The organism is Streptomyces ziwulingensis, assembly GCF_039542605.1.
Taxonomy (GTDB): domain Bacteria; phylum Actinomycetota; class Actinomycetes; order Streptomycetales; family Streptomycetaceae; genus Streptomyces; species Streptomyces ziwulingensis.
In genome coordinates this window covers 58224-82489 of sequence record NZ_BAABIG010000061.1, presented here as the reverse complement: position 1 = coordinate 82489, position 24266 = coordinate 58224, and the positions used below count along the sequence as shown (strand labels likewise).

General features: G+C 73.6%; 21 protein-coding genes and 3 pseudogenes. 13 read left to right on the top strand and 11 right to left on the bottom strand.

The annotated features are described in order from the left end of the window. Positions 1–67: 67 nt before the first annotated feature. The 4 genes and pseudogenes from ABEB00_RS27395 (at position 68) to ABEB00_RS27380 (ending at position 3881) form a co-directional block, all read left to right on the top strand. Positions 68–535, top strand: a complete 468-nt coding sequence (locus ABEB00_RS27395) for an SRPBCC family protein (RefSeq protein WP_345623048.1) — start codon at positions 68–70, stop codon at positions 533–535. Further along, positions 507–1079: pseudogene (locus ABEB00_RS27390) on the top strand (flavin reductase family protein); the annotation flags it as partial. The gene ABEB00_RS27395 and the pseudogene ABEB00_RS27390, both read left to right, overlap by 29 nt. A gap of 137 nt (positions 1080–1216) precedes the next feature. Beyond that, a complete protein-coding gene (locus ABEB00_RS27385; RefSeq protein ID WP_345623046.1) occupies positions 1217–2536 on the top strand; it encodes an NAD(P)/FAD-dependent oxidoreductase in 1320 nt (439 codons plus the stop codon). A gap of 52 nt (positions 2537–2588) precedes the next feature. Then, positions 2589–3881 carry a wax ester/triacylglycerol synthase domain-containing protein gene (locus tag ABEB00_RS27380; protein ID WP_345623044.1) on the top strand — a complete coding sequence of 431 codons (1293 nt, stop codon included), beginning with the start codon at positions 2589–2591 and terminating at the stop codon, positions 3879–3881. 79 nt (positions 3882–3960) lie between these two features. On the opposite strand, the gene ABEB00_RS27375 is transcribed toward ABEB00_RS27380, so the two are convergent. The 6 genes from ABEB00_RS27375 to ABEB00_RS27350 all read right to left on the bottom strand — a co-directional run bounded on the left by ABEB00_RS27375 (position 3961) and on the right by ABEB00_RS27350 (position 10766). Then, the gene (locus ABEB00_RS27375; protein WP_345623043.1) at positions 3961–4842 is read right to left on the bottom strand and encodes an SAM-dependent methyltransferase; all 882 of its coding nucleotides are present in this window, start codon (positions 4840–4842) and stop codon (positions 3961–3963) included. Positions 4843–4895: 53 nt separating this feature from the next. Then, positions 4896–6467, bottom strand: coding sequence for an ABC1 kinase family protein (locus tag ABEB00_RS27370; RefSeq protein WP_345623042.1), 1572 nt, complete (start codon positions 6465–6467; stop codon positions 4896–4898). A gap of 100 nt (positions 6468–6567) precedes the next feature. Continuing rightward, positions 6568–7461, bottom strand: a complete 894-nt coding sequence (locus tag ABEB00_RS27365; RefSeq protein ID WP_345623041.1) for a TrbL/VirB6 family protein — start codon at positions 7459–7461, stop codon at positions 6568–6570. Positions 7462–7570: 109 nt separating this feature from the next. Continuing rightward, positions 7571–8095, bottom strand: a complete 525-nt coding sequence (locus ABEB00_RS27360; RefSeq protein ID WP_345623040.1) for an RNA polymerase sigma factor — start codon at positions 8093–8095, stop codon at positions 7571–7573. A gap of 156 nt (positions 8096–8251) precedes the next feature. Then, positions 8252–10051 carry an NAD(P)/FAD-dependent oxidoreductase gene (locus tag ABEB00_RS27355; RefSeq protein ID WP_345623039.1) on the bottom strand — a complete coding sequence of 600 codons (1800 nt, stop codon included), beginning with the start codon at positions 10049–10051 and terminating at the stop codon, positions 8252–8254. A 49-nt stretch (positions 10052–10100) separates the two neighbouring features. Then, entirely contained in the window at positions 10101–10766 is a 666-nt protein-coding gene (locus ABEB00_RS27350) for a hypothetical protein (protein ID WP_345623038.1), read from the bottom strand. 366 nt (positions 10767–11132) lie between these two features. Here ABEB00_RS27350 and ABEB00_RS27345 point away from each other — a divergent pair, with 366 nt between their 5' ends. Next, positions 11133–11678: an SRPBCC family protein gene (locus tag ABEB00_RS27345; protein WP_345623037.1), complete on the top strand. Its 546-nt coding sequence runs from the start codon at positions 11133–11135 to the stop codon at positions 11676–11678. A gap of 112 nt (positions 11679–11790) precedes the next feature. Next, positions 11791–12660 (top strand): esterase/lipase family protein, encoded by an 870-nt coding sequence (locus ABEB00_RS27340; RefSeq protein ID WP_345623036.1) that lies wholly within the window; start codon positions 11791–11793, stop codon positions 12658–12660. Here the strand turns inward: ABEB00_RS27340 and ABEB00_RS27335 are convergent. Continuing rightward, positions 12612–13490 (bottom strand): alpha/beta fold hydrolase, encoded by an 879-nt coding sequence (locus ABEB00_RS27335; protein ID WP_345623035.1) that lies wholly within the window; start codon positions 13488–13490, stop codon positions 12612–12614. The genes ABEB00_RS27340 and ABEB00_RS27335 overlap by 49 nt on opposite strands. Before the next feature lie 266 nt (positions 13491–13756). Between ABEB00_RS27335 and ABEB00_RS27330 the strand changes: the two genes are divergently transcribed. Continuing rightward, positions 13757–14518, top strand: a complete 762-nt coding sequence (locus ABEB00_RS27330; protein WP_345623034.1) for a GntR family transcriptional regulator — start codon at positions 13757–13759, stop codon at positions 14516–14518. Between the two features lie 69 nt (positions 14519–14587). On the opposite strand, the gene ABEB00_RS27325 is transcribed toward ABEB00_RS27330, so the two are convergent. Beyond that, positions 14588–15742 (bottom strand): ROK family transcriptional regulator, encoded by a 1155-nt coding sequence (locus tag ABEB00_RS27325; protein WP_345623033.1) that lies wholly within the window; start codon positions 15740–15742, stop codon positions 14588–14590. Between the two features lie 100 nt (positions 15743–15842). Continuing rightward, positions 15843–16022 (bottom strand): annotated as a pseudogene (locus ABEB00_RS27320) (response regulator transcription factor); the annotation flags it as partial. Positions 16023–16208: 186 nt separating this feature from the next. Between ABEB00_RS27320 and ABEB00_RS27315 the strand changes: the two are divergent. Next, a pseudogene (locus ABEB00_RS27315) lies at positions 16209–16352 on the top strand (ABC transporter permease); the annotation flags it as partial. Positions 16353–16392: 40 nt separating this feature from the next. After that, positions 16393–16854, top strand: coding sequence for a hypothetical protein (locus ABEB00_RS27310; RefSeq protein ID WP_345623030.1), 462 nt, complete (start codon positions 16393–16395; stop codon positions 16852–16854). Positions 16855–16872: 18 nt separating this feature from the next. Here ABEB00_RS27310 and mug read toward each other — a convergent pair whose 3' ends face one another. Both mug and purB read right to left on the bottom strand, forming a co-directional pair. Next, the gene (mug, locus tag ABEB00_RS27305; protein ID WP_345623029.1) at positions 16873–17418 is read right to left on the bottom strand and encodes a G/U mismatch-specific DNA glycosylase; all 546 of its coding nucleotides are present in this window, start codon (positions 17416–17418) and stop codon (positions 16873–16875) included. Between the two features lie 8 nt (positions 17419–17426). Then, positions 17427–18869, bottom strand: a complete 1443-nt coding sequence (gene purB / locus ABEB00_RS27300) for an adenylosuccinate lyase (RefSeq protein ID WP_345623028.1) — start codon at positions 18867–18869, stop codon at positions 17427–17429. Between the two features lie 276 nt (positions 18870–19145). Between purB and ABEB00_RS27295 the strand changes: the two genes are divergently transcribed. The 4 genes from ABEB00_RS27295 to ABEB00_RS27280 all read left to right on the top strand — a co-directional run bounded on the left by ABEB00_RS27295 (position 19146) and on the right by ABEB00_RS27280 (position 24208). Beyond that, positions 19146–20666: an ABC1 kinase family protein gene (locus ABEB00_RS27295; protein ID WP_345623027.1), complete on the top strand. Its 1521-nt coding sequence runs from the start codon at positions 19146–19148 to the stop codon at positions 20664–20666. A 51-nt stretch (positions 20667–20717) separates the two neighbouring features. Then, complete coding sequence (locus tag ABEB00_RS27290; protein ID WP_345623025.1) at positions 20718–21605, top strand: SDR family oxidoreductase; 888 nt, start codon at positions 20718–20720, stop codon at positions 21603–21605. A gap of 74 nt (positions 21606–21679) precedes the next feature. Next, a complete protein-coding gene (locus ABEB00_RS27285; RefSeq protein ID WP_345623024.1) occupies positions 21680–23062 on the top strand; it encodes a WS/DGAT domain-containing protein in 1383 nt (460 codons plus the stop codon). A 150-nt stretch (positions 23063–23212) separates the two neighbouring features. Further along, on the top strand, positions 23213–24208 hold the full coding sequence (locus ABEB00_RS27280) for a 3-oxoacyl-ACP synthase III family protein (protein WP_345623023.1): 996 nt from the start codon (positions 23213–23215) through the stop codon (positions 24206–24208). Positions 24209–24266 lie beyond the last annotated feature (58 nt).

Genomic DNA, 24266 nt, shown 5'->3' with positions numbered 1-24266 from the left:
CCCGGAAAGGACAGACCGGAAAGACGAACCGGACAGACAGACAGACCGGAAGGAACCGGACAAGCCCATGCCCCACGTGGTTCTGCACGCGATCGCCGACGGAGTCGACCCGGCCGAGGCGTACCGCCGGATCAGCGACTTCCGCCGCTATCCCGAGTTCACCGAGACCGTCCGGGAGGTCACCGTCGAACCGCCGCTGCCGGACGGCACCGCGCTCTCGCAGTGGACCGTCCTCTTCCGCGGCGGCCTGATGCGCTGGCGGGAACGGGACACCTTCGCCCCCGACACCCTCAGCCTGGCCTTCGAACAGCTCAGCGGCGACTTCCAGACCTTCGCCGGGGACTGGCGCTGCGAGGCACGCGACGGTGGCACGCTCGTCGTCTTCACGGCCGACTTCGACCTCGGCATCCCCAGCCTCGCGGACATCCTCGACCCGGTCGCCGAGTCCACCCTGCGCACCCTCATCGGGGAGATCGTGGCGGGTCTGCTGGGCGCGGAGGTGACCGATGAGCGCGCCGCCGCGGCCGGTCGCTGACCGGGCGCACCCGGACATCACGCCCTCGCTCCCGCCCCCGGCCCCGTCCGGCGAGGCGCTGCGCGAGGAGCCCGGCCCGGGCGCCGCCCGCTGCCTCGGGCTCTACGCCAAGCTGGCCGCGGGAGTCACCGTCGTGACCGCTCGCGGCGAGGACGGCCCGCTCGGCATGACCGTCTCCGCCGTCACCTCGCTCTCCGCCCGCCCGCCGCTGCTGCTGGCCTGTCTGCGCGACGGCTCCCGCACCCTCGCCGCCGTCCGGGCCCGCCGCGCCTTCGCCGTGCACCTGCTGCGCGAGGAACAGCGGGAACTGGCCGGCCGGTTCGCCTCGCCCACGACGACCGCCGCCGAACGCTTCGCGGGCACCGGCACCCGGCAGGTGCTGGGCGTGCCGGTGCTGGACGGCGCGCTCGCCTGGTCGGTCTGCCTGACGGAGGACGTACGCCGCTACGGCGACCACCACCTGGTCGTCGGCCGGGTCGCGGCCGTGCACGTCGGCGGCGGCCGCCCACTGCTCTGGCACGACCGCCGGTTCGGCTTCCTGACCGGGGCGGACCTGGACGGCTTCGACGTCCCGGCCGGCCCCCTGGCCGAGGCGGTCGTGGACGGCCCCGGAGCCCCGGCGGCCGGCGCGGACCGGGACGGCCCCGGAGCCCCGGCCGGCGCGCACCCGGAACGGCTCGGATGAGCGGTCCCCCGGCCGGGACGCCGTACTGGGGCCCGGCGGAACCGGCGCCCCAGCCCCAGGTGCACGGCGTGGTCACCGCGGACGTGGCCGTCGTCGGCGCCGGTCTGGCCGGCCTGGCCTGCGCCTACCACCTGGCGGAACGCGCCCCCGGCCTGGACATCGCCGTGATCGACGCCCAGGGACCGGCCGCGGGCGCCAGCGGCCGGGGCACCGGCCTGCTCGGCCCCCGGGCCGGCCCGGCGGTCGACCGGGCGGTGCGCCGCTTCGGTCCGGGCACCGCCCGCCGCATGCACCAGGCCAGCCTCCGGGCGGTCACGGACGTCCTCGACCTGTGCGCCCGGCTCGACGTGCCCTGGGTGCGGCCCGGCGCGCAGATCATGGCCGCGCGCTCACCCGGGGGCCTGATGGCCCTCGCCCGCCAGGCCCGCGCCTACCGCGAACTCGGCCTGGACGTACCGGTCCTCTCCGCGGCCGGCATCCGCGAAAGGGTCGGCGTCGCCTACCGGGCGGGGCTGGTGCACCGCCCCGCGGCGGCCCTCGACCCGGCCGCCCTGACCGGCGCGCTGGCCCGCGCCTGCGTCGCCAAGGGCGTGCGCTTCTACGGCGAGAGCCCGCTCCTCACGGTCCGCCCCGGCGACCTGGTCGGCCCCGAACTGGTCTTCCCGCACGGCCGGCTCTACGCCGGACAGGCGGTACTGGCCGTCAACTCCGCGGCACAGCACCTCAACCTTCCGGTGGGCACGGTCTTCCCACTGGAGGTGTACGCGCTCGCCACCGCGCCCCTGAGCGCCCCGGCGTACGAGGCACTGGGCGGGCGCGCGGGGTACTCGGTGGTGGACGCGGTGCCGCTGGCGCCGTACTTCCGGCTGCTCCCGGACCGCGGTGTGATGGCGGGCGGCGGCAGCGCGGCCCTCCCGTCCGGTCTCGGCACGCCCCGGCTGCAGGCCCAGCGCGAGCGGGCCTGGTACTGGCTGGAGCGGTGGCTGCGGTCCCTCCACCCCGAGCTGGCCCAGGTCAGCGTCACCCACCGCTGGTCCGGCCGGATCGCCATGACCGCCGACGACGTGCCGGTGGTCGGGCCGCTGCACGGCTTCCCCGACGTCTGGTACATCGGCGGCTGCGGCGGCCACGGCCTGGCCCTGTCGGTGGCGCACGGCGAGCACGTCGCCGCCGCACTGCTGGGCGAGCGGGGAACGGGCGACCCGATGCCCTGGCACCGCTCGCGCGCCCCCCGCCTGCCGGTACGCGGCCCCGGCCGGGCCCTGCTCCGCGCCTACGTGGACATACACGGCCGGGTCGTGCGTCGCACGTGCTGACGACCACCGCGAACCGGCAGGCTGTCCCACGCACCCCACAGGAAGGTTCACGATGCGACTGACGCGCCCCCGCTCCGGTACCGGCGCCGACGGCCACGCCGCCACCGGTGTGGCCATCGACGCCGACGCCGGGCTGCCGGCCACCCTCCGGATGGGGACCGTGGACGTCGCCTACCGGCTGGCCGCGGGCGGCCGACCGCTGCCCGTCCCGTTCGTGTTCGCCTTCGACGGCCCCGCCCCGGCCCTCGACGCGGTACACGCGCGGGTGGCCGAACGCGTCCACGCCATCCCGGCGCTGCGTTACCGTCCCGCGCGGGACAGCCCGGTGTTCCGGCGGATCGACCACGTCGCCGTGGAGCGGCACGTGCACGAGGTGCACCTGCCCGGGCCCATCGACGGCACGGGGCTGGGGCGGCTGCTGCTGTCCCGGCCCCTGGAGACCGGGGACGGCCCGCTCTGGGAGGTGCTGCTGGTGCACGGCGCGGCGGGCGGCCACGCCCTGTGCTACCGCACCGACCACACCGCCCAGGACGGCGTGGGTGCCGCCCACGCCGCCCGCGCCCTGCTCGACGACGACCCCGGGAACGGGCCGCCGGCGCAGGGCGGCGCCCGCCCGGCCCTCGCGGGGCTGGCCGGCGTCCTCGGCGACGTGGCGACCGGGTTCGGACCGGCCAGGGCCAAGCCGGGTTTCGACGGGCCGGTCGGCGGCCTGGCCGCGGTGCGCCACGCGCACACCACCCTGGCCAGGCTGCGCGCCCTCGGCCGGGCGCACGGCGGCAGCGTCAACGACGTGTACCTCGCCGCGCTCTCGCACGCCGTGCGCACCTGGCACCTGAAGGCCACCGGCACCGTCCACCCGCCGCTCCCGGTGGTGGTGCCGATGTCGGTGCGGGCACCGGGCGAGGAGGGGTACCCGGGCAACCGGATGGTCACCGCGCGGGTGCTGCTGCCCTGCGACGAGGAGTCACCGCGGCGGGCGCTCGGGCGGGTGGCGGCCAGCACCGGCAGACTGCGCGACGGGCGGCGGCGCGACGCCTTCCGGCTGCTGCTGGCCGCGACCCCGCGGGCGCTGGGCGCCCGGATCGGCCTGCGCCTGGTCAACGGCCGGGTGGTGGCCTGCCCGGCGAGCAGCGTCAACTTCGGCGGCCCGCTGGTCCACCGGGGCGTGGCCTCCCGGTGGTCCGCCGTCTACTCCGGCCTGGCCTCCGGCATCCGCTGCATGGTGACGATGACGTGCCAGGGCGACGCGGCCTGCCTCTCGGTGGTCCACGACGAGAACCTGACCTCCGCCGACGCCCTGCCGGACCTGTGGCTGGCGGCGCTGGAGGAACTGGAGCGGGGGTAGCCGCCGGCCCCGTACGACACCGTCCGGCACGGTACGACGGCTTCCGGCGCGCGGCGCCGGGAGCCGTCGGCACGCCGGTTCATCCCCGCGCGGCGAGCGTCCCCGTGGTCAGGAACACCGTCTTCGCGGCGGCCTCGCCCAGCAGGGGCAGGTGGGGTGCCAGCCGCTGGACCACGTAGGGCAGGGTGAAGAGGTCGGCGACGGCCGCGTCCCAGCCCTGCTCGGCCCACCAGCGCTCCGGCTCGGCGAGCCGCCAGTGCCAGGCGATGCCGGTGGCGGCGAGGGCGTCGAGGAAGGGCGCGACGACCGGGGAGTCGACGGCACGCGCGTTGACGCACTCCGCGCCGAAGGTGCTGCCGGGCGCGGACAGCCGCGTCATGGCGTCGACCAGGGACGCCACCTGTCGCGGCGGGAGGTGGTAGAGGAGCGTCTCGCAGAGCCAGGCGGTGGGCAGCGCCGGATCGAAACCGGCCGCCCGCAGCGGCTCGGCCCAGGCCCCGGCCGGATCGACGCCCACGGCGCTGCGGCGGCCGCAGGTGGGCGGCGCCAGGTCCAGCACGTAGTCCTTGAACGTCAGCAGTGCCGGGTCCGCCACCTCGAAGACGTGCACGCCGGTCGGCCAGTCGAGCCGGAAGGCGCGGGTGTCGAGCCCGGCGTCGAGCAGCACCACCTGACGGCAGCCGGAACGGGCGGCGGAGGTCAGATGCTCGTCGAAGAACCGGGTGCGCACCACCGCCCAGTCGGGCAGCAGCCGCTGCAACGGGCCGTCCCCCGGCGGACCGCCGCGGAACCCGGCCGCGTGCAGGAAGTCACCGGCCCACGGGTCGAGGACGTACGGCGCCGGCCGCCGGTGCTCCGCGGCGTGCGCCGCCGCCGTCCACAGGGCGACCCGTGAGAGCCCGTCCGGCAGGGGGACGCCCGACGCGGGCGAGGACTGCTGCGGCCGTGCGGTGTCCGGCATGGGGAAACCTCCGAGTGGGTGGCGGGGCGGGGGAGAGGGCGTGCGGGGCCGGCTCAGCGGCCGCGGCTGCGGCCGAGCAGGAAGGCGAGCGCCCCGAGGGCCAGCAGGCCGCCGGAGGGCCGGGTGGGCCGCTGGCCGCCCATCGCGGCGGGCGTCCGCGGCTCGTGCACATGCAGCGCGAACTGCCGGTTGGCGACGTCGCCGAGGACCGAGCGGAGCTGCTCCGGGCTGGTGACGGCGGCGAGCAGCACCTCCATGGAGTTGCGGGCGAACTGGTTGCGGCCGAGGAACTCCTTGCCCAGCGCGAGCAGGATCCTCGGCACCTCTCCCTCGAACACCTCGGGCAGCGTGATCTCGGGCGCCAGATGGCGCACGGAGCCGTCCAGGTTGGCGAAGGACTTCCCCAGCAGCGAGATCGCCGGCGGCGAACCGATGCCCCGCTTGGTCGCCTTGGCCAGCACGGTGGTCAGCGACACACCGAAGTTCAGTTCCGCCAGGGAGAGATGGGAGACCTTGGGGACGAAGGCGGCCATGTCCGAGGTGAACGCCGCCATGTTGCTCCACGAGGTGACGCGGCCCATCTCCGCCCAGTGCTGGGCGAGGCCCGCGCCGTCGTTCTGCGCGAGGGTCATGAACAGCGGCAGCAGTTGCAGGCTGGTACGCCGGTCCAGCCGGCCGACCATGCCCCAGTCGATGACCGTGGCCGGCACCCCGGGGGCGGCGAAGACGTTGCCCGCGTGCGGGTCGGCGTGGAAGAAGCGGTGGACGAAGTACCCGTGGTACATGAAGCGCAGCAGGTCCTTGCCCAGCTCGATGCGCTCGCTGTCGGTGAAGTGCGCGCGGTCGATGTGCCGCACCGACGTCCCGGCCGCCAGCGACTGGACCAGCACCCGGGGGCTGGAGTGCAGCACCCGCGGCACCTCCAGGGTGCGGAAGGACTTCATGTGCTCGCGGGCCTCGTCCATGTTGCGGGCCTCGCCGTTGAAGTCCAGCTCGGGTTCCATCGCGTCGAAGACGCAGCCGAGCATCGCCTCGATGTCGATCACCTCGTTGAAGCGGGGCGCGACCTTGGCGACGATTCTGGCGGCCCGGCGCATCAGCGCCATGTCGGCGAGGACGCCCTCGCGGATGCCGGGCCGCTGGATCTTCACCACGGCGGGCCGGCCGCCGGGCAGGATCACCCGGTAGACCTGGGCGAGCGAGGCGGCCCCCAGCGGCTTGACGGTCTCGATGTCGTCGAAGCGCAGTTTCCAGTCCGGTCCGAGATCCCGGGCCAGCACCGGCTCGAACTCCGAGAACGGCTGGACGTCGACCTGGTCGTGCAGGTTCTGCAGCTCGTCCCGGATCGACTCGGGGACCATGTCGGGGCGGGTGGACAGGATCTGGCCCAGCTTCACGTAGAACGGGCCGAGGCTCTCCAGGGCGTGGCGCACCGCCCTGGCTCGGCGCTGTTCGGCCCCGGTGACGCCCGCCGACGTCCCCTCCAGGGGATCGGCGGACACCACCGGGGGCCCCGTGTCCCGTTTCCGGCGCCGCGCCCTGGTGGCCTGGCCGACCTCGTCGGCGACGAGGCTTCCCAGGACCTTGACCACGAGACGCAGCCGGTCGCCGACGGCAGACGGCATGGTGAGCGATCCTCTCGATGTGCACGGCGGATGCCACGCCGTCAGCCGGAGGGTCACGGTGCGACCGGCGGAGCGGGACGGGCGGGTGGGGCGGGGCAGGTCAGAGGACGGAGGGCAGTCCGCCCCGGAAGCCGAGGCCGCCGGCGGCGCCGGTGACCCCCTTGGCGGTGCCACCGGCCGCCTTGGCCGCCCCGCCCGCCGCCTGACCGGTCGCCGAGGCGGCCTGCCCGGCGGCCTGGCCCACCTGGCTCTGCAGCGCCTGCAGCAGTGAGGTGATCATCTCGCCGAGCTGGTTGAGCTGGGCGGGGAGCGAGGCCACCGACGACAGGACGTCACCCACGCCGGCCGCGGCGTGCCCCGCGCCTCCGGCGAGCTGGCCGAGTCCGCCGAGGGCACCGGCCGCACCGGTGAGCGCGGCCAGCGGGTTGCCGGCCGCGCCCAGCGCCGCGAGCGGGTTGCCCGCCCCGGCCAGCGCGCCGAGGGGGTTGGCCCCGCCGCCGGCGAGTGCCGCGAGCGGGTTGGCGGCCCCGGTGAGCGCGGCGAGCGGGTTGGCCCCGCCGCCGGCGATCGCGGCGAGGGGGTTGCCTCCGCCGCCGGTGAGCGCGGCGAGCGGGTTGCCCCCGCCGCCGGCGAGTGCCGCCAGGGGGTTCTGCGCGGCGCCGCCGATGCCGCCCAACTGCCCGGCCGCCCCGGTGAGCGCGGCGAGCGGGTTGCCCCCACCGCCGGCCAGCGCGGCGAGCGGGTTGCCCGCCCCGCCGGCGAGCGCGGCCAGGGGGTTGCTGGCCCCGGCGAGGGCGGTCGCCGGGTTGACCGCGCCGGCCAGGGCGGCCAGCGTGCTCGCCGGCAGTCCGGCCAGCGTGTCGACGGGGTTCCGGGACTTCGAGTCCGAGCTCTCCGACCGGTTGAGAATGTCGTCGAACGCCTCCTTCGAACTGTCGGCCATACTGCCGACGAGGTCCTTGAAGATGTCCTGGATGTTCTTGTTGTTGCCCATGGAGAAGGATCCCTTCCGTTCTCTGCGGTACGCGGAGATGACATGGCGGGCTCACACCTCCGGAGATTTTCCGAAGGTGGGTCTCTGGCCGGCGAGGTGGCGCCGGGATTTATCGTGCGCAGCCTTCCAGGGCTCTTGCGCACGCCGTCTTCAGGCGTGCCCGGCCGCGGGTGAAGGCGGCCTCTGCTGCCTTTACGGAGATGTTGTGCATGCGGGCGAATTCAGCGGTGGAAATTCCCGCGGCGCGGGCGAGTATGACTTCTTGCTCACGGCCGCGCAGTTTCCGCACCTGCCCCAGCAGCCATCTGCCGAAATCCTCGTCACAGACGTCCTCCTCGGGGATGCCAGGGGAGTCCAGCAGGGTCGCACGCTGCACGAGCCTGCTGCGACGGTCCATCTCGCGGTAGAAATCGATACAGAGGCGAATCGCCACGGATGTCAGAAAGGGACCCAGTCGATTCCTGTCCAACGTGGCGTGTGCGGCTGCGCGGGCCATTGTCTCCTGAACGCAGTCCTCGGCGTCCTGAAAACTCGGAAGTCGTCGTCGAACCAACCGCATGAGGCGGTCCTGATGCTGGAAGATTTCTTCCCAGGAGCACGCAGCGGGCGAGTGGCAGGTGGAATTTAGCGCCATTGTGGATTGCAGCCCGTTGTCTTTCAGTTCAGGCAGGGAAATCGGTGGTCGATATGAGATCTGTCGACCATGGGATTTACCTACCCGAGGCTTCTGGGCGGCAAACGGAGTACGTTTGTCCAGCGTCCGGCGCTCGGCAGGAATGATTCTTCGCGCTTATTTTCCCGTGGCTGCCTCCCCGGACCGGGGTCCGGCCGCGGTGCGGGGCGCGGGACGCCGCGTCCAGTCGCGGTTCCAGTTGAACCACATGTCCCGGCCGGTCTGGTGTGCCCGCGTCGCACCGCCCCGCAGCTCGGCGGCGTACACCTCGACCGCCTCCTTGCCCACCATGCGCCCGCCGCCGGTGAAGTACGAGCCCCGCACATGCTGCGGCGAGCGGAACTTGCCCCAGAGCAGGATCTTCATCAGCGGCCACAGCGTGAACACCCCGGCGGGGCAGCGGTCCTTCGGGTCGAGGGTGCCCCACACGGCCGGGCACAGCTCGCTCTCCCGCAGCAGCGCGTAGATCCGCTCGATCGCCTGTTCCCTGGACAGCCCACCGTCCCGGTAGGCCAGTACGGCGTCCCGGGACTGCTCGAACAATCGCTCCACCCAGGGGTTGTCGACGCCCTGGAGCCCTCGGTAGGGCGGTAGTTCCAGGACGTCGAAGGCGGCGCGGTCCCGGGTCTTGTCGAAGGTGACGGCGGCCTGGTTCTGGGCGTTGGTCCCGTAGAGCGTGGTGATGGTCCAGACCCGGTTCCAGGCGTTCCAGAGGTCGAAGTCGTCGAAGGCGATGTAGCTGCACGAGACCAGGTCGTCGTAGAAGCGGAACATCCGCTTGGTCCAGTGCTCCAGGTACTGGAACCGGGTGGTGTCGAAGTCGTCCTGGCGCACCGCCTCGATGAGCCGGTGGCCCAGCGCGTTCAGGGACATCACGGTGACGGCGAGCCCGCTGGAGAAGAGCGGGTCGATGAAGTCGCTGGCGTGCGGCAGCAGACACCAGCGGTCGCCCACCACCTGCTGCGAGGAGAACTGGGTGCGGTCCGACGACACGTACGGCCGCACCGAGCGGGCCCGTTCGAACTGCCGTGCCACGCTGGGGAACCGGTTGACGTGCTGCCAGAACTCCTCCTCGGCCGGGACCCCCTCCGGACGGGGGTGCTCGTCGAGGTCGAGGTTGACGCCGACGCTGCACACACCGCTCGTGCCGGCGCTGTGGTTGTCGAACGGGATGACCCAGAACCAGCCGCCCTTGAAGAGGTGGTGCAGCGTGCCCTGGCTGAACGGGCTGGGCATGCCGTGCTCCTCGCGCGGCGGCGCCACGGTGTCGAAGGGCCGCACGTCCACCATGTGCGTGAAGATCGTCCGCGAGCGGGTGCGGTACGGCGGCTCCTGGCGCAGTCCGAGGCGCTCGGGGAGCAGGGCGCGCATCCCGCCGGCGTCCACCACGTACGAGGCGCGGAAACTGCCCTTGTCGCGGGTGATCAGGGTGGCGTGGTCGTCCTCGAACTTGACGTCCTCGACCAGGGTGTGGGTGTGGGCGGTGACACCGTAGGAGACGGCGACGTGGAACATGTAGGCGTCCACGTCCTGCCGGAAGTAGTGCGAGTCGGGGCCGAGCGGCGGGCCCCAGGTGGGGTACTGCGTGCACTCCTCGGCCCGGGTCGGCTCGCCCTCCCGGTGGTAGACGAAGCTGAAGTTGCGCTTGACCCCGCAGTTCGACGACACGTGCCGGCGCAGCGCCCCGTGGGTGGCGAGGTGTTCGATCTCCGGCACGTCGTAGCGGCGGGCCAGGACCCGCAGGCCGAACGTGGTCTCGGGGACGGTGGACTCGCCGATGGCGAACCGAGGGTGCCCGCTGCCCTCAAGGAGCAGTGTCCGTACGCCGTGCCGGGCGAGGATCGCCCCCAGCATCGTCCCGCCGATGCCGCCTCCGACGATGGCGACATCGAAAACCCGCTGGTCCTCTTGGTGCATGTCTACGGTCCTTTCGCGACGACAGAAGCGGGACGGCCCGGCCCCGCGGTCACCGGCGGGCGTCCGGCGGGCCGGGCAGCACCCGGCGCAGCCCGCAGGCCGCCGTCCGGGCCGAGAAGGAGAGGACGAACCAGGGCGTCGGCGCGAGCCGCGTCAGCAGCCGCCGCTCCCCGGGTAGCCGGCGCGCACCACGTCCGGTGACGTCCAGCCAGGCACCGAAGTGCAGCAGCCGTGCCTCGGGCCCGGCGTCCCGCGCGGGGAACGGCCGCAGGTGCGCGCGCACCGCCCCGGTCAGCGCCCGGCGCCGCTCGCCGTCCACCCGCTGCCCGGCGAGGAACTCGTCGAGCAACTCGGCGGAACGGGCCGGGAAGCCACCGCGGCCGAGCGGCGCGCGCCCCACCAGCCCGGTGTCGTGGAACGCCGTCGCGGCGAGCAGCCCGGCCCGGTCGTAGTCGGCCCCGCAGGCCCGCGCCCAGGCGTCGGCCAGCAGGAACGTCCGCAGGGAGTGCACGGCGACCGGCGGCGGCAGCAGCCGGTGCAGGTGCCCCAGCGCGGCGTCCACCAGCGGCTCCCCGAGCAGCTCGGCCAGCCCCGGCCGGGCGAGCAGCGGCGACCACGCCGAGGGCAGCCCCTCGGACGGTCCGGCCGGCCGGCCGGCCTCCGGCCGACCGGTCCCCGGGCGTCCGGAACCGGGAATGTCGGCTCCTCGGGCCATGACCACCCCCCTTGCGCGCGGCGCTCGTCGATCGCTCCTTCTCACCTTGCTTTACGCTCGGATTCCGCTCCCACCCTCCGCCCGCTCCGGCGTCCCCGGCCCTTTGGCCGATCTTCGCCCCCGCCGGAGTCGCACACCGGTCCGGAAAGCTCGCCGCGGGCGCGCCGGAACGGAGTCGGGGCGCGGTGGAGGCCGCCGGCCGCGACGGGCGGGAGCGGCGCGAATCGGCCACCGTACGGCGTGGCCGGTGCGGGCGCGGAGAGGTGACCGCGAAGGCGCGCGGTGGGCCGAACGCGCGCCGGGCGCGCGCTGCGGCCCCCGTTCGGGGAATTCACCCCGAGCCGCGAGCCGGGCATGATCCCTTTCGTGATCGCCGTACTCAACATTCACGAACGCGCTTTTACGGCTCGGCCGGAAGACGTGGGTTCCCTCATCGACACCCTGGGGTCCGGGGGCGACCTCCTCTGGCCGCCCGACTGGCCGCCGATCCGCTTCGACGCCCCGCTCGCCGTCGGCGTGCACGGCGGCCACGGCCCGGTGCGCTACGTCGTCAGCCATTACGTCCCCGGCCGCTGGGTCCGGTTCCGGATCACCGGGCCGCGCGGCTTCGGGGGCTTCCACGAGTTCGGCGTCGAACGCCTGGACGACCGGCACAGTGTCCTGCGGCACACCCTGGTGATGCGGCCGCTGTGGCCGCTCTGGCCGGCCTGGCCGCTGTTCTTCCGCCCCCTGCACGACGTCGTCTTCCGGCACTGCCTGGACCGCGCGGAGCACGCGCTGACCGGGGGCGTGGCCCACCCGGTCCGGTGGAGCCGGTACGTACGGATCCTGCGGGCCGTCACCGCCCGGCTGGCACCGCGACTCGCGCGCGGAGCGAGCGAATCCGTCCGCTGTACGCACCCCCAGGGGTGAACCCTATTCACGCGAAAGAGCTAATTCCTTTCCTCCGAACGAGGGATCGTTAAGTAAATCCCTGGACGCGAAACTGGGAGGCCGGAGAAATCCGCAGGAGAGGAGAAACACCGTGTGTGCTTTCCGCCCCCGCCTTCCCGGCCTCAACACGGACGACATCGCCACGGACTTCGAGGCGGCCCGCCACCGGGCGGCCGCCCTCACCGAGGTGGCCGGCGCCCAGCTCGTCACCACCGTCGACATCGAGGCGGGCAAGGACGACTGGGATCTGCCGCTCACCGCCGAACACCCGCGCCCGGTGGTGCTCGTGCACGGCACGTTCGGCAACCGCGGCTACACCTGGACCTCGGCGGTGCCCCTGCTGCGCCGCAACGGCCACCGGGTCTTCCGTCTCGACTACGGCAAACACCTCAACCCGGTGATCTTCGGTCTCGGTGACATCAGGAAGTCGGCGCGGCAGCTCGGCGCGTTCGTCGACGAGGTGCTGCGGCGCACCGGTGCCGAGAAGGTCGACATCGTCGGCTTCTCGCAGGGCGGCATGATGCCGCGCTACTACCTGAACGCGCTGGGCGGCGGCCCGAAGGTGCACAACTTCGTCGGCATCGCGCCCAGCAACCACGGCATCACCGCCCAGGGCCTGATGAACCTCGCCCGCCAGATCCCCGGCGCGGTCGAACTGGTCGAGCGGGGCGTGATCGGCCAGACCGTCCCCGCCTGGCCGCAGCTCCAGCACGACCACGCCTTCCAGCGGGAACTCGCCGGACTGGGCGAGACGACCGAGGGCGTGCGGCACACGGTCGTCGCCACCGCCTACGACGACGTGGTCACCCCGTACACCTCGTGCGCCCTGGCGGAGACCGAGGGGCGGCACGTGCGCAACGTCGTCATCCAGGACATCGACCCGGAGGACCGCACGCCGCATGTGAGCATGCCCTACAACGCGACCGCCCTCAGCGTCGTCCTGGAGGCGCTGGCCTCCTGAGCCCGGCTGCCGTCGAGCAGGACCCGGGCGACGAGCGCGGGGTCGTCGTTCATCGGGACATGACCGCAGCCGGGCAGCCGTATCAGCCGGGCCCGGGGCAGCACCCGCTTGGCGCGGAGACCCTGCCGGGGTATCAGCAGGCGGTCCTGGCTGCCCCACGCCACGGTGACCGGTATGCGGGAGACGTCATCGGTGAAGAGGACCTCGCGGCCGGCCCGCAGCGTCTCGGCGAACGCCGTACCGCGGGCGAGCGCCAGCGTCTCGGCGACCACGGCCTGAGGGGAACGGCGGCCGGGGCGGGCGTAGATGGTGCTCGTCAGGGCGGTGCGGCCGGCCGCCGTCCGCGACAGCCGCTCGACCAGCGGGAGCGGCAGCCGCCGGGCGGTGCCGCGCATGCCCTTCAGGACGCCGAAGGCATAGCGGCGCTCGGCCTGGGTCCAGAAGCCCGCGGGGGAGAGGGCGGTGACGGAGCGGACCAGGTCCTGGCGGCCCAGCTCCAGGGCGAGCAGGCCACCGAGCGAGTTGCCCGCGGCGTGCGGCCGGTCGAGGCCGAGCGCCGCGCTGAACGCGCCGAGCACGGCGGTCGTCGTCGGCAGGTCGTGCGGCACGCCGTCCGGCAGCGCGGGCGAGGCACCGAACCCCGGCAGGTCCACCGCGATCACGTCGCGCTCGGTCGCCAGGATGTCGATCACCGGGTCCCACGCCTGCCGGTGGTGGCCGATGCCGTGCAGCAGGAGCAGCGGTTCGCCGCGGCCCACGCGCGCGTAGGAGACGGTGACCTCCTGCGGACCGTACGAGGTGGGGGCGGTGAAGGAGACGGTGGCGGACATGGAACTCCTTGTCGGGGGCGCGTCTCGAAATCGTTCGTAGACAGAGTGTCAGTAAAGGCTACCGGCGGGTAGACCCGTGCCGCGCTTCTGTTCGAACCCGGCGGCGGGGCCGGTGATCCGCCTGGCTCTGGGCCGGGCGCGTCCACAGGCCGGGATTGGTCTTGACCAAGGGTGGGGGCCGTCCTATGGTCGCTGAGAAGTGCAACAACCTTTAATAAACAAGGCGCTGAAAACGCGGCCGGACCACGGCGAATGCGGAGGACAGGGTGGGGACCACGCAGCTCGAAACGGTGCCGGAACCGAAGTACTGGCACCTCAGGACGGTGCTCAGCGAGGCTCTGGACTCGGAGTTCTCCGTGGGCGAGGTGCTGCCCAACGAGCGTGATCTCGCCGCCCGGTTCGGCGTCGCCCGCGCCACGCTCCGCCAGGCGCTGGAACAGCTCGAACTGGAAGGCCGGCTCCAGCGGCGCCGGGGCGTCGGCACGACCGTCGCCCCGCCGCGCGTGGGCGTGGCCGTCGGCGACCGCCCGCACGCCTGGCCCGGCGCGGCCGGTGACGTGTGGGAGCCGCTCGACAGCGAGCTGGCGCCGCCGCCCGCGACCGTCGCGGAGGCGCTGGGCACCGACCGCGAGCAGCCCGTGCACACCGTGCGCCGCTCCCGGGTCACCCACGGCCGGCCGGTCGCCTCGGAACTGCTCTACGTCCCGTCTCCGGCCGTCCCCGCCCTGTCCGCGATCGACACGCCGGCCGGGGCTCCACGCGCGCGTGCCGTGCTGCGCGCCCTGCACCACCTGGAACTGGAGCGGCAGGAGAGCGCCGTCGAACTCGGCTCGGCCGGCGCCGACGAGGCACGGGAGCTGGACCGGCTGCCCGGCGCCCCCGTCCTCGTCGTCACCACCCGCTGGTCCACCGGGAAGCGCACCGCCGCGCTCTCCGTCGCCACCTACCGCGCCGACACCTGCCGGCTGACCTTCGGCGACTCGGGCGACGTGGAGATACACGACACCCCGGAGCCCCGGGCGTCCTGACGGCGGGGACGGCGCTCGAACACCCCCGAACACCCACCGGAACGGACACCCCCGGCCCCGGCGGAGCCGTCAGCGGCGGGCCGTCGTCCCCTCGACCGCGAAGAGCTGCTCCTCGACGTGGTCGAGCGCCAGCCGCAGCGCACCGGTCGCGACGACGGCCTCCCCGAGCAGGGACAGCGCCACCCGCGGCGGACGCAGGCAGTACCGGGCCAGCTCGTGCCGGAGCGGTTCCAGCACACCGTCGAGGCCGGCCGCCCAGCCGCCGATCACGACCAGTTCCGGGTCGAGGGCGAGCACCAGCGCCGCCACATCGTGGACCAGGCGCCGCAGGAAGCGGTCGACGGCCGCGCGGGCCCGCCGGTCACCCTCCCGGGCCTGCGCGAACACCGCGGCGACCGCCTGCTCGTCGAGCGGATGCAGCGGCTCGTCGGTGGTCGACAGCAGCGTCTCCGGTGTCACCTCACGCCCCAGCAGATGCAGCGCGCCGATCTCCCCGGCCGCCCCGCCGTACCCCCGGTGCAGCCGCCCGCCGATCAGCGAACCGGCCCCCGGGCTCAGCCCGGCCAGCACGAACACCACGTCGTCGGAGTCGGCGGCCGCGCCCTTCCAGTGCTCGGCGACCGCGGCCGCGTTGGCGTCGTTCTCCACCAGCACCGGGCACTTGAAGGAACGGCTCAGCCGCTCGCCCAGCCGCAGCCCCGTCCACTCGGGCAGCGCGGTGCTCAGCCGCACCGTGCCGTCCGCCTCCACGATCCCCGGCGTCGCGGCCCCCACCGCCCGCAGCGAACCGCGCGCGACACCGGCCCGCCGCAGCAGCTCCGCGACCGAGGTGCGCAACCGTTCCAGCCGCTCGTCCGCACCGGCGCCCTCGTCCACATCCTTGGCCTGCGCGCCGATCACCCGGCCGTCCAGGTCGGCCAGGAGCGCCGAGACGCGGTGCGGACCGATCTCCAGCCCCAGCAGATGCCCCGCCTCCGCCCGGAACCGGAACCGCCGCGCCGGCCGCCCCTGCCGCCGGGCCGTGCCCTCCTCCGGCGCCGTCTCCACGACGAGCCCGCCCTCGATCAGCCCGTCGACCACGCCCTCCACGGTCGGCCGGGACAGGCCCGTCACCCGGGTGATCTCCGTCAGCGTCGCGCAGTCCGTGGCACGCAGCGCGTGCAGCACCACCGCGGAGTTGATCCTCCGCAGCAGTGAGGGGTCCCCGCCGGTCAGTTGCCCCAACGTCCGTCCTCCCAGCTCGTGCGCGTGTTGGCCGGATCGTACTCGGCGCACCCGGTCCGGGCGAGCGTCCCGGCGGCCCCGCCCGTGCGCCGCCGCCCACTCAGCCCGGCGCCACGAACCCCGACTCGTAGGCCGCGATCACCGCCTGAGTGCGGTCGCGCGCCCCCGACTTCGCCAGCACCGCGCTGACATGCGACTTCACCGTCTCCGTCCCGACCACCAGCCGCGTGGCGATCTCCGCGTTCGACATGCCCCGCGCCATCAGCCGCAGCACCTCGATGTCGGGCCGCGCCTCCAGCACGGCCCGCAGACCCGCGCGTACGAGGGGTTCGTCGTCGACGAGCAGAACGGTGACCGGCATCCGGCCAGCCTAAAGGGTGCGGTGACCGGGACCTTCGCTGGGAGCGACGGCAGGAACAGAGCCCCGCGGCGGCCCCGACGTGCTCTGCCGCGCCTCCCGGCCCACTTGCCCGACAAGGCGGGTCAGATCGTCGTGCACCAGACGTACGACGGAAGTCTCGGCCCCTGGTCGGGACTTGCCGTGACCGCGCTGTGGACGGGCGCCGTCCTGCTTGCCGGTGTGTGGCGGCTGAGTCGCTGGGACGCCTGACGCGCAGCCAATTGTCAGTGGGCGGCGCTTTACTGGAGCCATGGACATCGCACGGCACCTCGCCCTCGTCGACGAGCTGTGCTCCCGCCCCTTCCCGGCGGAGCACGGCCCGTCGGCCGTCGGCGCCGCGGCACCCCGCGCCCAGCTCGCGGTCCGGCACCATCTCGCGGTGCTGCGCGGCAGCCACGGCCTCAGGGGCGGCGACGGGGCGGAACGCGCGGTGACGGTCGAGCAGTTCGAGAAGGAGCGCGACGCCGTCGAGGAGCGCCTGTCCGTTCGCTGGGGCCGGGCGGACCCGCTCAACCTCCAGACGATCCTGCTGCGCACCGAGCATGAGGGGGAGATACCCGAGCCCTGGGCCGGTCTGAGCGTCCGCGCGCGGGTGGCCTGGCTCTGGGAGGCGGTGGGGACCGGCCGCTGGATCGCCGTCGCCGTCACCGACCGGGACGAGGAGGACGAGGTCCAGCTCGTGGCCGTCGTCACGCAGACGCCTCCGCCCTGACCCACGCCCCGCCCAGACCTACGCCTCCGCGGCGGCCCGCAGCCGGGCGAACTCCTCCGCCATGGTCGCCGCCGTCCAGTGGGCGTTCAGCCCGCTCGGGTTGGGCAGCACCCACACCCGGGTCGCGCCGAACGTCCGCTCCTGCGGGCCCACCCGGGCCTTGCGGTCGTCGAAGGCCGCGCGGTACGCGGTCACGCCCACCACGGCGAGCCAGCGGGGCCGCACCCGCGCCACCTTCCGGGCGAGCAGCCGGCCGCCCTCGCGGTACTCCTCGGCGGTCAGCTCGTCGGCCCGCGCGGTCGCCCGCGCGACGACATTGGTGATGCCGAGCCCGTAGGACAGCAGCTCCTGCTGTTCCGACGGCCTGAGCAGGCGCGGGGTGAATCCGGACAGGTGCAGCACCGGCCAGAAGCGGTTGCCGGGCCGGGCGAAGTGGTGGCCCGTCGCCGCGGACAGCAGACCGGGGTTGATGCCGCAGAACAGGACGTGCAGGCCGTCCGCGACGACGTCCGGCAGCAGACGGTCGCGGGCGGCCTCCAGTTCGGCCGGTGTGAAGCGGGCCACGGGGCGCGTCAGAGGATCGCGCCGGGCGTGTAGCCCGCGGCCTCGGGGTGCTGCTTGACGATCTCCTCGATCCGGCCGGCGACGGCGGCCACCTGGCCGGCGGCGGCACCGGTGAAGGAGAGCTTGTCGGCCATCAGCGCGGCGAGCTGCTCCCGGTCCAGCGGCAGACGCTCGTCGCCGGCGAGCTTGTCGAGCAGGTCGTTGCGCTCGGCGCCCCGCTCCCGCATGGCGAGCGCCGTGGCGACCGCGTTCTCCTTGATCGCCTCGTGCGCGACCTCACGGCCGACACCCGCCCGCACCGCGCCCATGAGCACCTTGGTGGTGGCGAGGAACGGCAGGTAACGGTCCAGTTCACGGGCGACGACGGCCGGGAAGGCACCGAACTCGTCCAGCACCGTCAGGAACGTCTCCAGCAGCCCGTCGAGCGCGAAGAACGCGTCGGGGAGGGCCACGCGGCGCACCACGGAGCAGGACACATCGCCCTCGTTCCACTGGTCGCCCGCCAGCTCGCCGGTCATCGACGCGTAGCCGCGCAGGATCACCATCAGGCCGTTGACGCGCTCGCAGGAGCGGGTGTTCATCTTGTGCGGCATCGCCGAGGAGCCGACCTGGCCCGGCTTGAAGCCCTCGGTGACCAGCTCGTGCCCGGCCATCAGCCGGATCGTCTTCGCGAGCGAGGACGGGGCCGCCGCGAGCTGCACCAGCGCGGTCACCACCTCGTAGTCCAGCGAGCGCGGGTAGACCTGGCCGACCGAGGTGAACGCCTGCGAGAAGCCCAGGTGACCGGCGATCCGGTCCTCCAGCTCCGCGAGCCGGTCCATGTCCCCGCCGAGCAGGTCCAGCATGTCCTGGGCGGTGCCGACCGGGCCCTTGATGCCGCGCAGCGGGTAGCGGGCGAGCAGCTCCTCGACCCGGCCGTGGGCGACGAGCAGCTCGTCGGCGGCGGTGGCGAAACGCTTGCCCAGCGTCGTGGCCTGCGCCGCCACGTTGTGGGAGCGGCCGGCCATGACCAGCTCGCCGTACTCACCGGCCAGCTTGCCCAGCCGGGCGAGCACGGCGACCGTGCGGTCGCGGACCAGTTCCAGCGAGAGCCGGACCTGGAGCTGCTCGACGTTCTCGGTGAGGTCCCGGGAGGTCATGCCCTTGTGCACCTGCTCGTGCCCGGCGAGGTCGTTGAACTCCTCGATCCGCGCCTTCACGTCGTGCCGCGTGACCTTCTCGCGCTCGGCGATCGAGGCCAGGTCCACCTGGTCGAGCACGCGCGCGTAGGCGTCGATCGCCTCGGCGGGCACCTCGATGCCGAGGTCCTTCTGCGCCCGCAGCACGGCGAGCCAGAGCTGCCGTTCCAGCCTCACCTTCTGCTCGGGGGACCAGAGCGTGGCTAGCTCGGCGGAGGCGTAACGGCCGGCGAGGACGTTCGGGATGCGGGGCTTGGCGGGAGCGGAAGTCACGTGCACGGAGTTTACCCGGCGTCCCAGGGGACCCCGAATCGTCCGTGCGGCCCCCGCGCCGCGGCGGACCACCGAGCGGACCCGCCCTCCCCACGGGCCACGGACATGGCTGAGCGAGTGCGCCCCGGTCACTCCCGCACGCCCCCGAGCAAGGGTGGACGCGAGTATTCCGGTGACGCACTCTGAAAATGACCGCAACGCCACAGCGCTTCAGAATGCGAAGTACGCCTCGGGCGCGACCTGAGGTCACGCGGGGCGGCGTCGGAAGGCGGACTCTTGCTTGGTGCGCGTGTCCGGTTCCTGGGAACAGTCCTCGGAGAGCTGGCGGAGCAGGAGGTACGGCAGCGACTCGACCGGTTGGCCGGAAAACAGTACGAGTTCGCCGAGAGCGGCCCTTCCCGCGCCGCCCGGGTACGAGCGTCCCTCGAATCGCTGGGGCCCTTCTACATCAAGATCGGACAGCTCCTCTCGACCCGCCCGGACCTCGTCCCCGCCGACGTCGCGGAAGAACTCGAACGACTCCACGACCGTACGGAACCCCTGCCCTTCGCCCGCATGGAACCGGTTCTGCGGGCGGAACTCGGGTCTGACTGGGCCGCCGAATTCAAGGAGTTCGACGCGGTGGAACCGCTGGGGTCCGCCTCCATCGCGCAGGTGTACCGCGCCCGCCTCACCGGGGGCCGGGAAGTCGTCGTCAAGGTCCAGCGGCCCGGCATCAAGGGCACGGTCGACGACGACATGCGGATCGCCCGGTTCGCCGCCAGGGTCTTCGCGCGCCGCGCACCCCTGCTCGACGACTCCCTGGGCGTCGAGTCCCTGCTCGGCGCCGTCCTGGACGCGATGTCGACCGAGCTGGACTTCACGGCCGAGGCCCGCACCATGGAACTGGCGCGGAAAGCGGCGACCGGGTACGAGCGGATCCGGGTCCCCGACGTCGTCCTGGCCACTCCGAGGGTCCTGATCCAGAGCCTCGCGCCGGGGACGAGCATCCGCGACGCCGACCCCGACGCGTTCGACGACGACGAGCGGTCCGCCATCGGACGCGAGCTGTTCGACTTCATGTGCAAGGGCTACTTCCTCGACCGGGTCTTCCACGCCGACCCTCATCCGGGCAACATCTTCGTCCAGCCCGGCGGCCCCGTGACGATCATCGACTGGGGCATGGCGGGACGGGTCGACCGACGGCTCAGCATGTCCCTCCTCCTCGTCATGATCGGGCTGGCCCAGAACGACAGCCACGTCGTCGCCCAGAGCTGGTCGGAGATGTGCCGCGGCACCCAGCACGCCGACATCGCCGCCTTCCGGCAGGACATGGCGCTGCTCGTGCCCCAGGTCTTCTTCTCCTCCCTGAACCAGCTCGACTTCGGGGCCAAGCTCACCAAGGTGCTGCTCCTCTCCTCCCGGCGGGGCATCCAGGTCAACCCCCTGGTGTCGATCGTGGGCCGGTCCTTCGCCAACCTGGAGGGCTCGGTACGCCATCTCGCCCCCGATCTGTCGGTCGTGGAGACCTTCACCGAGTGCATGCCGGGTCTCGTCGCGGGCTGCGCCCGCGAGCTGGCGTCGAGCACCGAGATCGCCCGCCTGGCCATGAGCCTCGTCGCCGGATCGGGACTCGCGCTGAGCGACGCCCGTAGCGTCCTGGGCCGGCTCGCCGACGGCGAACTGACGGTGCAGGTCGACCAGGTGCAGCGCCGGGTGTCCCTGTTCGGCGAACGGGCCGACGCACGGGTGCGGAAGGTGCTGCACACGGCGCTGGCGGCGACCGCCCTGCGGTGCTGGCTGCGCAGCCGTCGATGAAACGCGAGGCGCGGCGGTCCTCGCCGGCGCGACAACAGAAAGGTCACTTCAGTGGGACGCACAGTGGTGGTCACCGGTGCCAGCGGCGGCATCGGCCGGGCCACGGCGCTGACTCTGGCACGAGCGGGGTTCGACGTGATCGGCACGGTCCGCACCGACGCCAAGGCCGAGCCGCTCCGCGCGCTGGCCGGAGCGGAGTCGCTGGCGCTCCGTACCGAACTGCTGGACGTCGCGGACCCGGCCTCCTGCCGTGCGGCGTTCAGCCGGATCGCCGGCATGACCGGCGGCGGCCCGTGGGCCGTGGTCAACAACGCCGGGGTCGCGCTGCCCGGAGCGGTCGACGACCCCAGCGAACAACAGGTCCGGGAACTGCTCGACGTCAACCTGCTGGCCCCCGCCCGCATCGCCTCGCTGGTCCTGCCCGTCATGCGGCAGCGAGGGTGCGGCCGCATCGTCAACGTCTCCTCCATCGCCGGCCGGCTCGGCGTGCCGTTCCTCGGCTGGTACAGCGCGAGCAAGCACGCGCTCAAGGGGCTCAGCCACGCGATGCGCATGGAGGCGGCCCGGGACGGCGTACGGGTGGTCCTGATCGAACCGGGCATCATCGACACCCCCCTGTGGCACACCTCCGCCCGGCACATCGACGCCTATCGCGACTCCGACTTCACCGGCCACTACGGGATGACCGGCGGGATCGTCCGGCTGGCGAGCCGATTTCCCGGCCCCGAGGTGGTCGCGGAGGCCATCCGGCGCGCGCTGACCGCACCGCGCCCACGGGCTCGCTACCTGGTGGGCGCCGACGCGTACTGGAGCGCCGTCGCCGAAGCCGTCACCCCTCTGCGCTGGAGCGACGGGTTCAAAGAGGTCTCGTCCGGTCTGCGTCCCGCACCGGCCCTGCTGGCACCACTGGTGAAACGGATGCTCGGAAGCCTGCGCTAGGGGGCCGTCCGTCAGCTTCCCGACTGTCGGACAGGCCCCGGACCGCCGCCGCCCCGCTACGACGGGAGACATCCATGCCCGCCCCCCTCCCCACTCCTCTCCCTCCTCCGAAGGCCGGATTCATCGACCGGGGTTTCTTCCGTCCTCCGAAGACCTGGCAGGACCACTCCATGGCGCTCGGGGCGGTCCTGCGCTGCCGGGGCCACCGGCCGGACGAGACCGCACTGCTGCGGCTGGTCACCCGGATCGACACTCCCCTCCACGCCACGCTGCGGCGCTGCGGGGGCGCGGGGTGGCCGTCACTCACCGCCTCGCTCCCCGGCACCCGGCTCTTCATCGAGACGATCACCTCCGGGAGCGGGACGGCAGGGCTGTGGCGCACCGTCGAACAAATCCTCACGCGCCCCCTGCCCGCCCTGCCCTGGGAAGTACGGATCGTCGACGGATACGGCCGCACCGAGTTCGCGCTGGTCTTCCGGGTGCACCACGGTCTCGCGGACGGCGCCGCGCTCACGGCCCTGGCGACGCTCCTCGACCCGGACGGGCCATGCCCCGATACCCGAATCCCGACCGAAACCCGAATCCCGACCGGGGCCCGAACCCCGACCGGGACCCGAACCCCCACCGCTGAGCAGCGCACGGGGCCGCTTCCCGCGCCGTCCACCAACGCCTTGTCGCGCCTGCGCCAGGCCGCGCCCGCGCTGCGGTCCGCCTCCTCCTACCTCAGGGCCGGCCGGGACGCGCGCCGCCTGGCCGAGGGGCCCGCGGGACCCGAGGGGCCCGCGGGACCCGAGGGGCCCGCGGGACCGGCCGGGGCCGCCCGGCTCCTCGCGACGAGCCTCCCACTCGTCGAGCTGGACGCGGTGGGGGAGCGGATCGGCGCCACCCGCAACGACGTGTTCCTGGCAGCCCTCACCGGCGCCCTGCGCGCCTGGTCCCCGGGACTGCGCCGTCCCTCGCCGTCACCGGTCCGCGCGCTGGCCGCCTTCGACCTCCGCCGTCCGCCACGGCACGGAACCCTGGGCAACCACTACACGGCGGCCCACATCGACCTGCCCTGCGCCGAGGCGGACGCCGCGGCCAGGCTCGCCGCGGTGACCGCCGCCGGCCGCCGGGCCCGGCGGCAACTGCCCCGGCCCGCCTGGTCGGCGCTGGCCGACCTGGTGCCGTCCCGGTGCGGTTCCCTGCTCGTCGCACGCGGACTCGACCCCCGGCTGGTCTCACTGGTGGCCACCTTCGCTCCCGGCCCCCGGCGCCCGCTCCGGGTGGGAGGCCGCCGCGTCGAAGCCGTCCACCCCCTGGGGCCCCTGCCGCCCGGCCATCAGGTCGCCGCCGCCATGACCACGTACAACGGCACCGCGACGCTGTGCTTCGCGGTCGCCCCGCACGTTCCGGTGCCCCGTCCGGAAGCCCTGCCCGAGCTGTGGCAGGACGCCATAGCGGAACTCCGCGGCTGAGCCCCCCGGCCCCCTCGCCGCGTGCCCCTCGCCCCCCTCACCCCCTGCCCCTCACCCGGGCCCGCCGCCGGCGCTCCCGCTCCCGTGGAGCCCACCACTCACGCACTCATGTGCACCGCGCACCGCGCACCGCGCACGAGGGAGACCACCGTGACGACGTACAGCAGAATCCTTCAGGTTTCCGTGCATGTGCCCGAGGACTTCCAGACGGCACAGCAGATCGAGGAGATCCTGCGGGCCAGGAACCCCGCCGGCTCCCTGCTGCCCGGAACCCTTCAGCAGATGTACGGACTGCGGCAGCGCCGCACCGTCCCCGACACGGTATGGCCCTCGGACCTCGCGGCCCTCGCCGGACGCCAGGCCCTGCACGCCGCCGGCCTGCCGTCCTCCGCCGTCGACCTGCTGATCTACGCGGCGGTCAGCGAGGACATGGAGGAGCCGGCGACCGCCCACATCGTCGCGCACAAACTGGCGGTGACCGCCCCGGTCTTCGACATCAAGAACGCCTGCAACGGAGTGCTGGACGCCATGCACGTGGCGGACGCCCTCATCAGGACGGGCCAGCACCGGCGCGTGCTGATCGTGACGGGGGAGACGGGGAGCCGGCTCAGCCGCTGGACGCTGCCGGAGCGCGCGGAGTGGATCCACGCCCTGTCCAGCCTCACCGCCGGTGACATGGGCGCGGCGGTCCTCCTCGGAGCGGGCACCGCCCCGGGCATCGTCGGCGCGAAGTTCTTCGCCAACTCCGGCGGTTGGCCGGCCGCCACGATGGTCAACCCGTACTTCGGTGACGACCGGGAACGTGTGCTGCGCATCGACTCCGACGCGCTGGTCGCCTCCTTCGCCGGAATGGACCGGGCGGGCCGTGACACGCTGGACGGTCTGCGCGTCACGATGGAGGAACTGGACCTGGTCTGCGTCCACCAGGCGTCCACCGCCTTCACCCGGCTCTTCTGCCAGACCCTGGGCGTCGACCCGGCGAAGGTGATCCCGACCTTCGCGCAGCACGGGAACGTCGGCACGGCCACCCTCCCCCTGCAACTGGCCCGGGCGGTGGAGCAGCGACGGCTCGCCCCCGGAGACCTCGTCGGCCTCTTCGGCCTGGCCAGCGGAGCGAGCGCCGGAGCGATGGTCGTCCGCTGGTGAGCGGGCGCCGCTCACCCGAACCCCGCACGCCCTCGCGCGCGTGCGGACATCCCCCCCA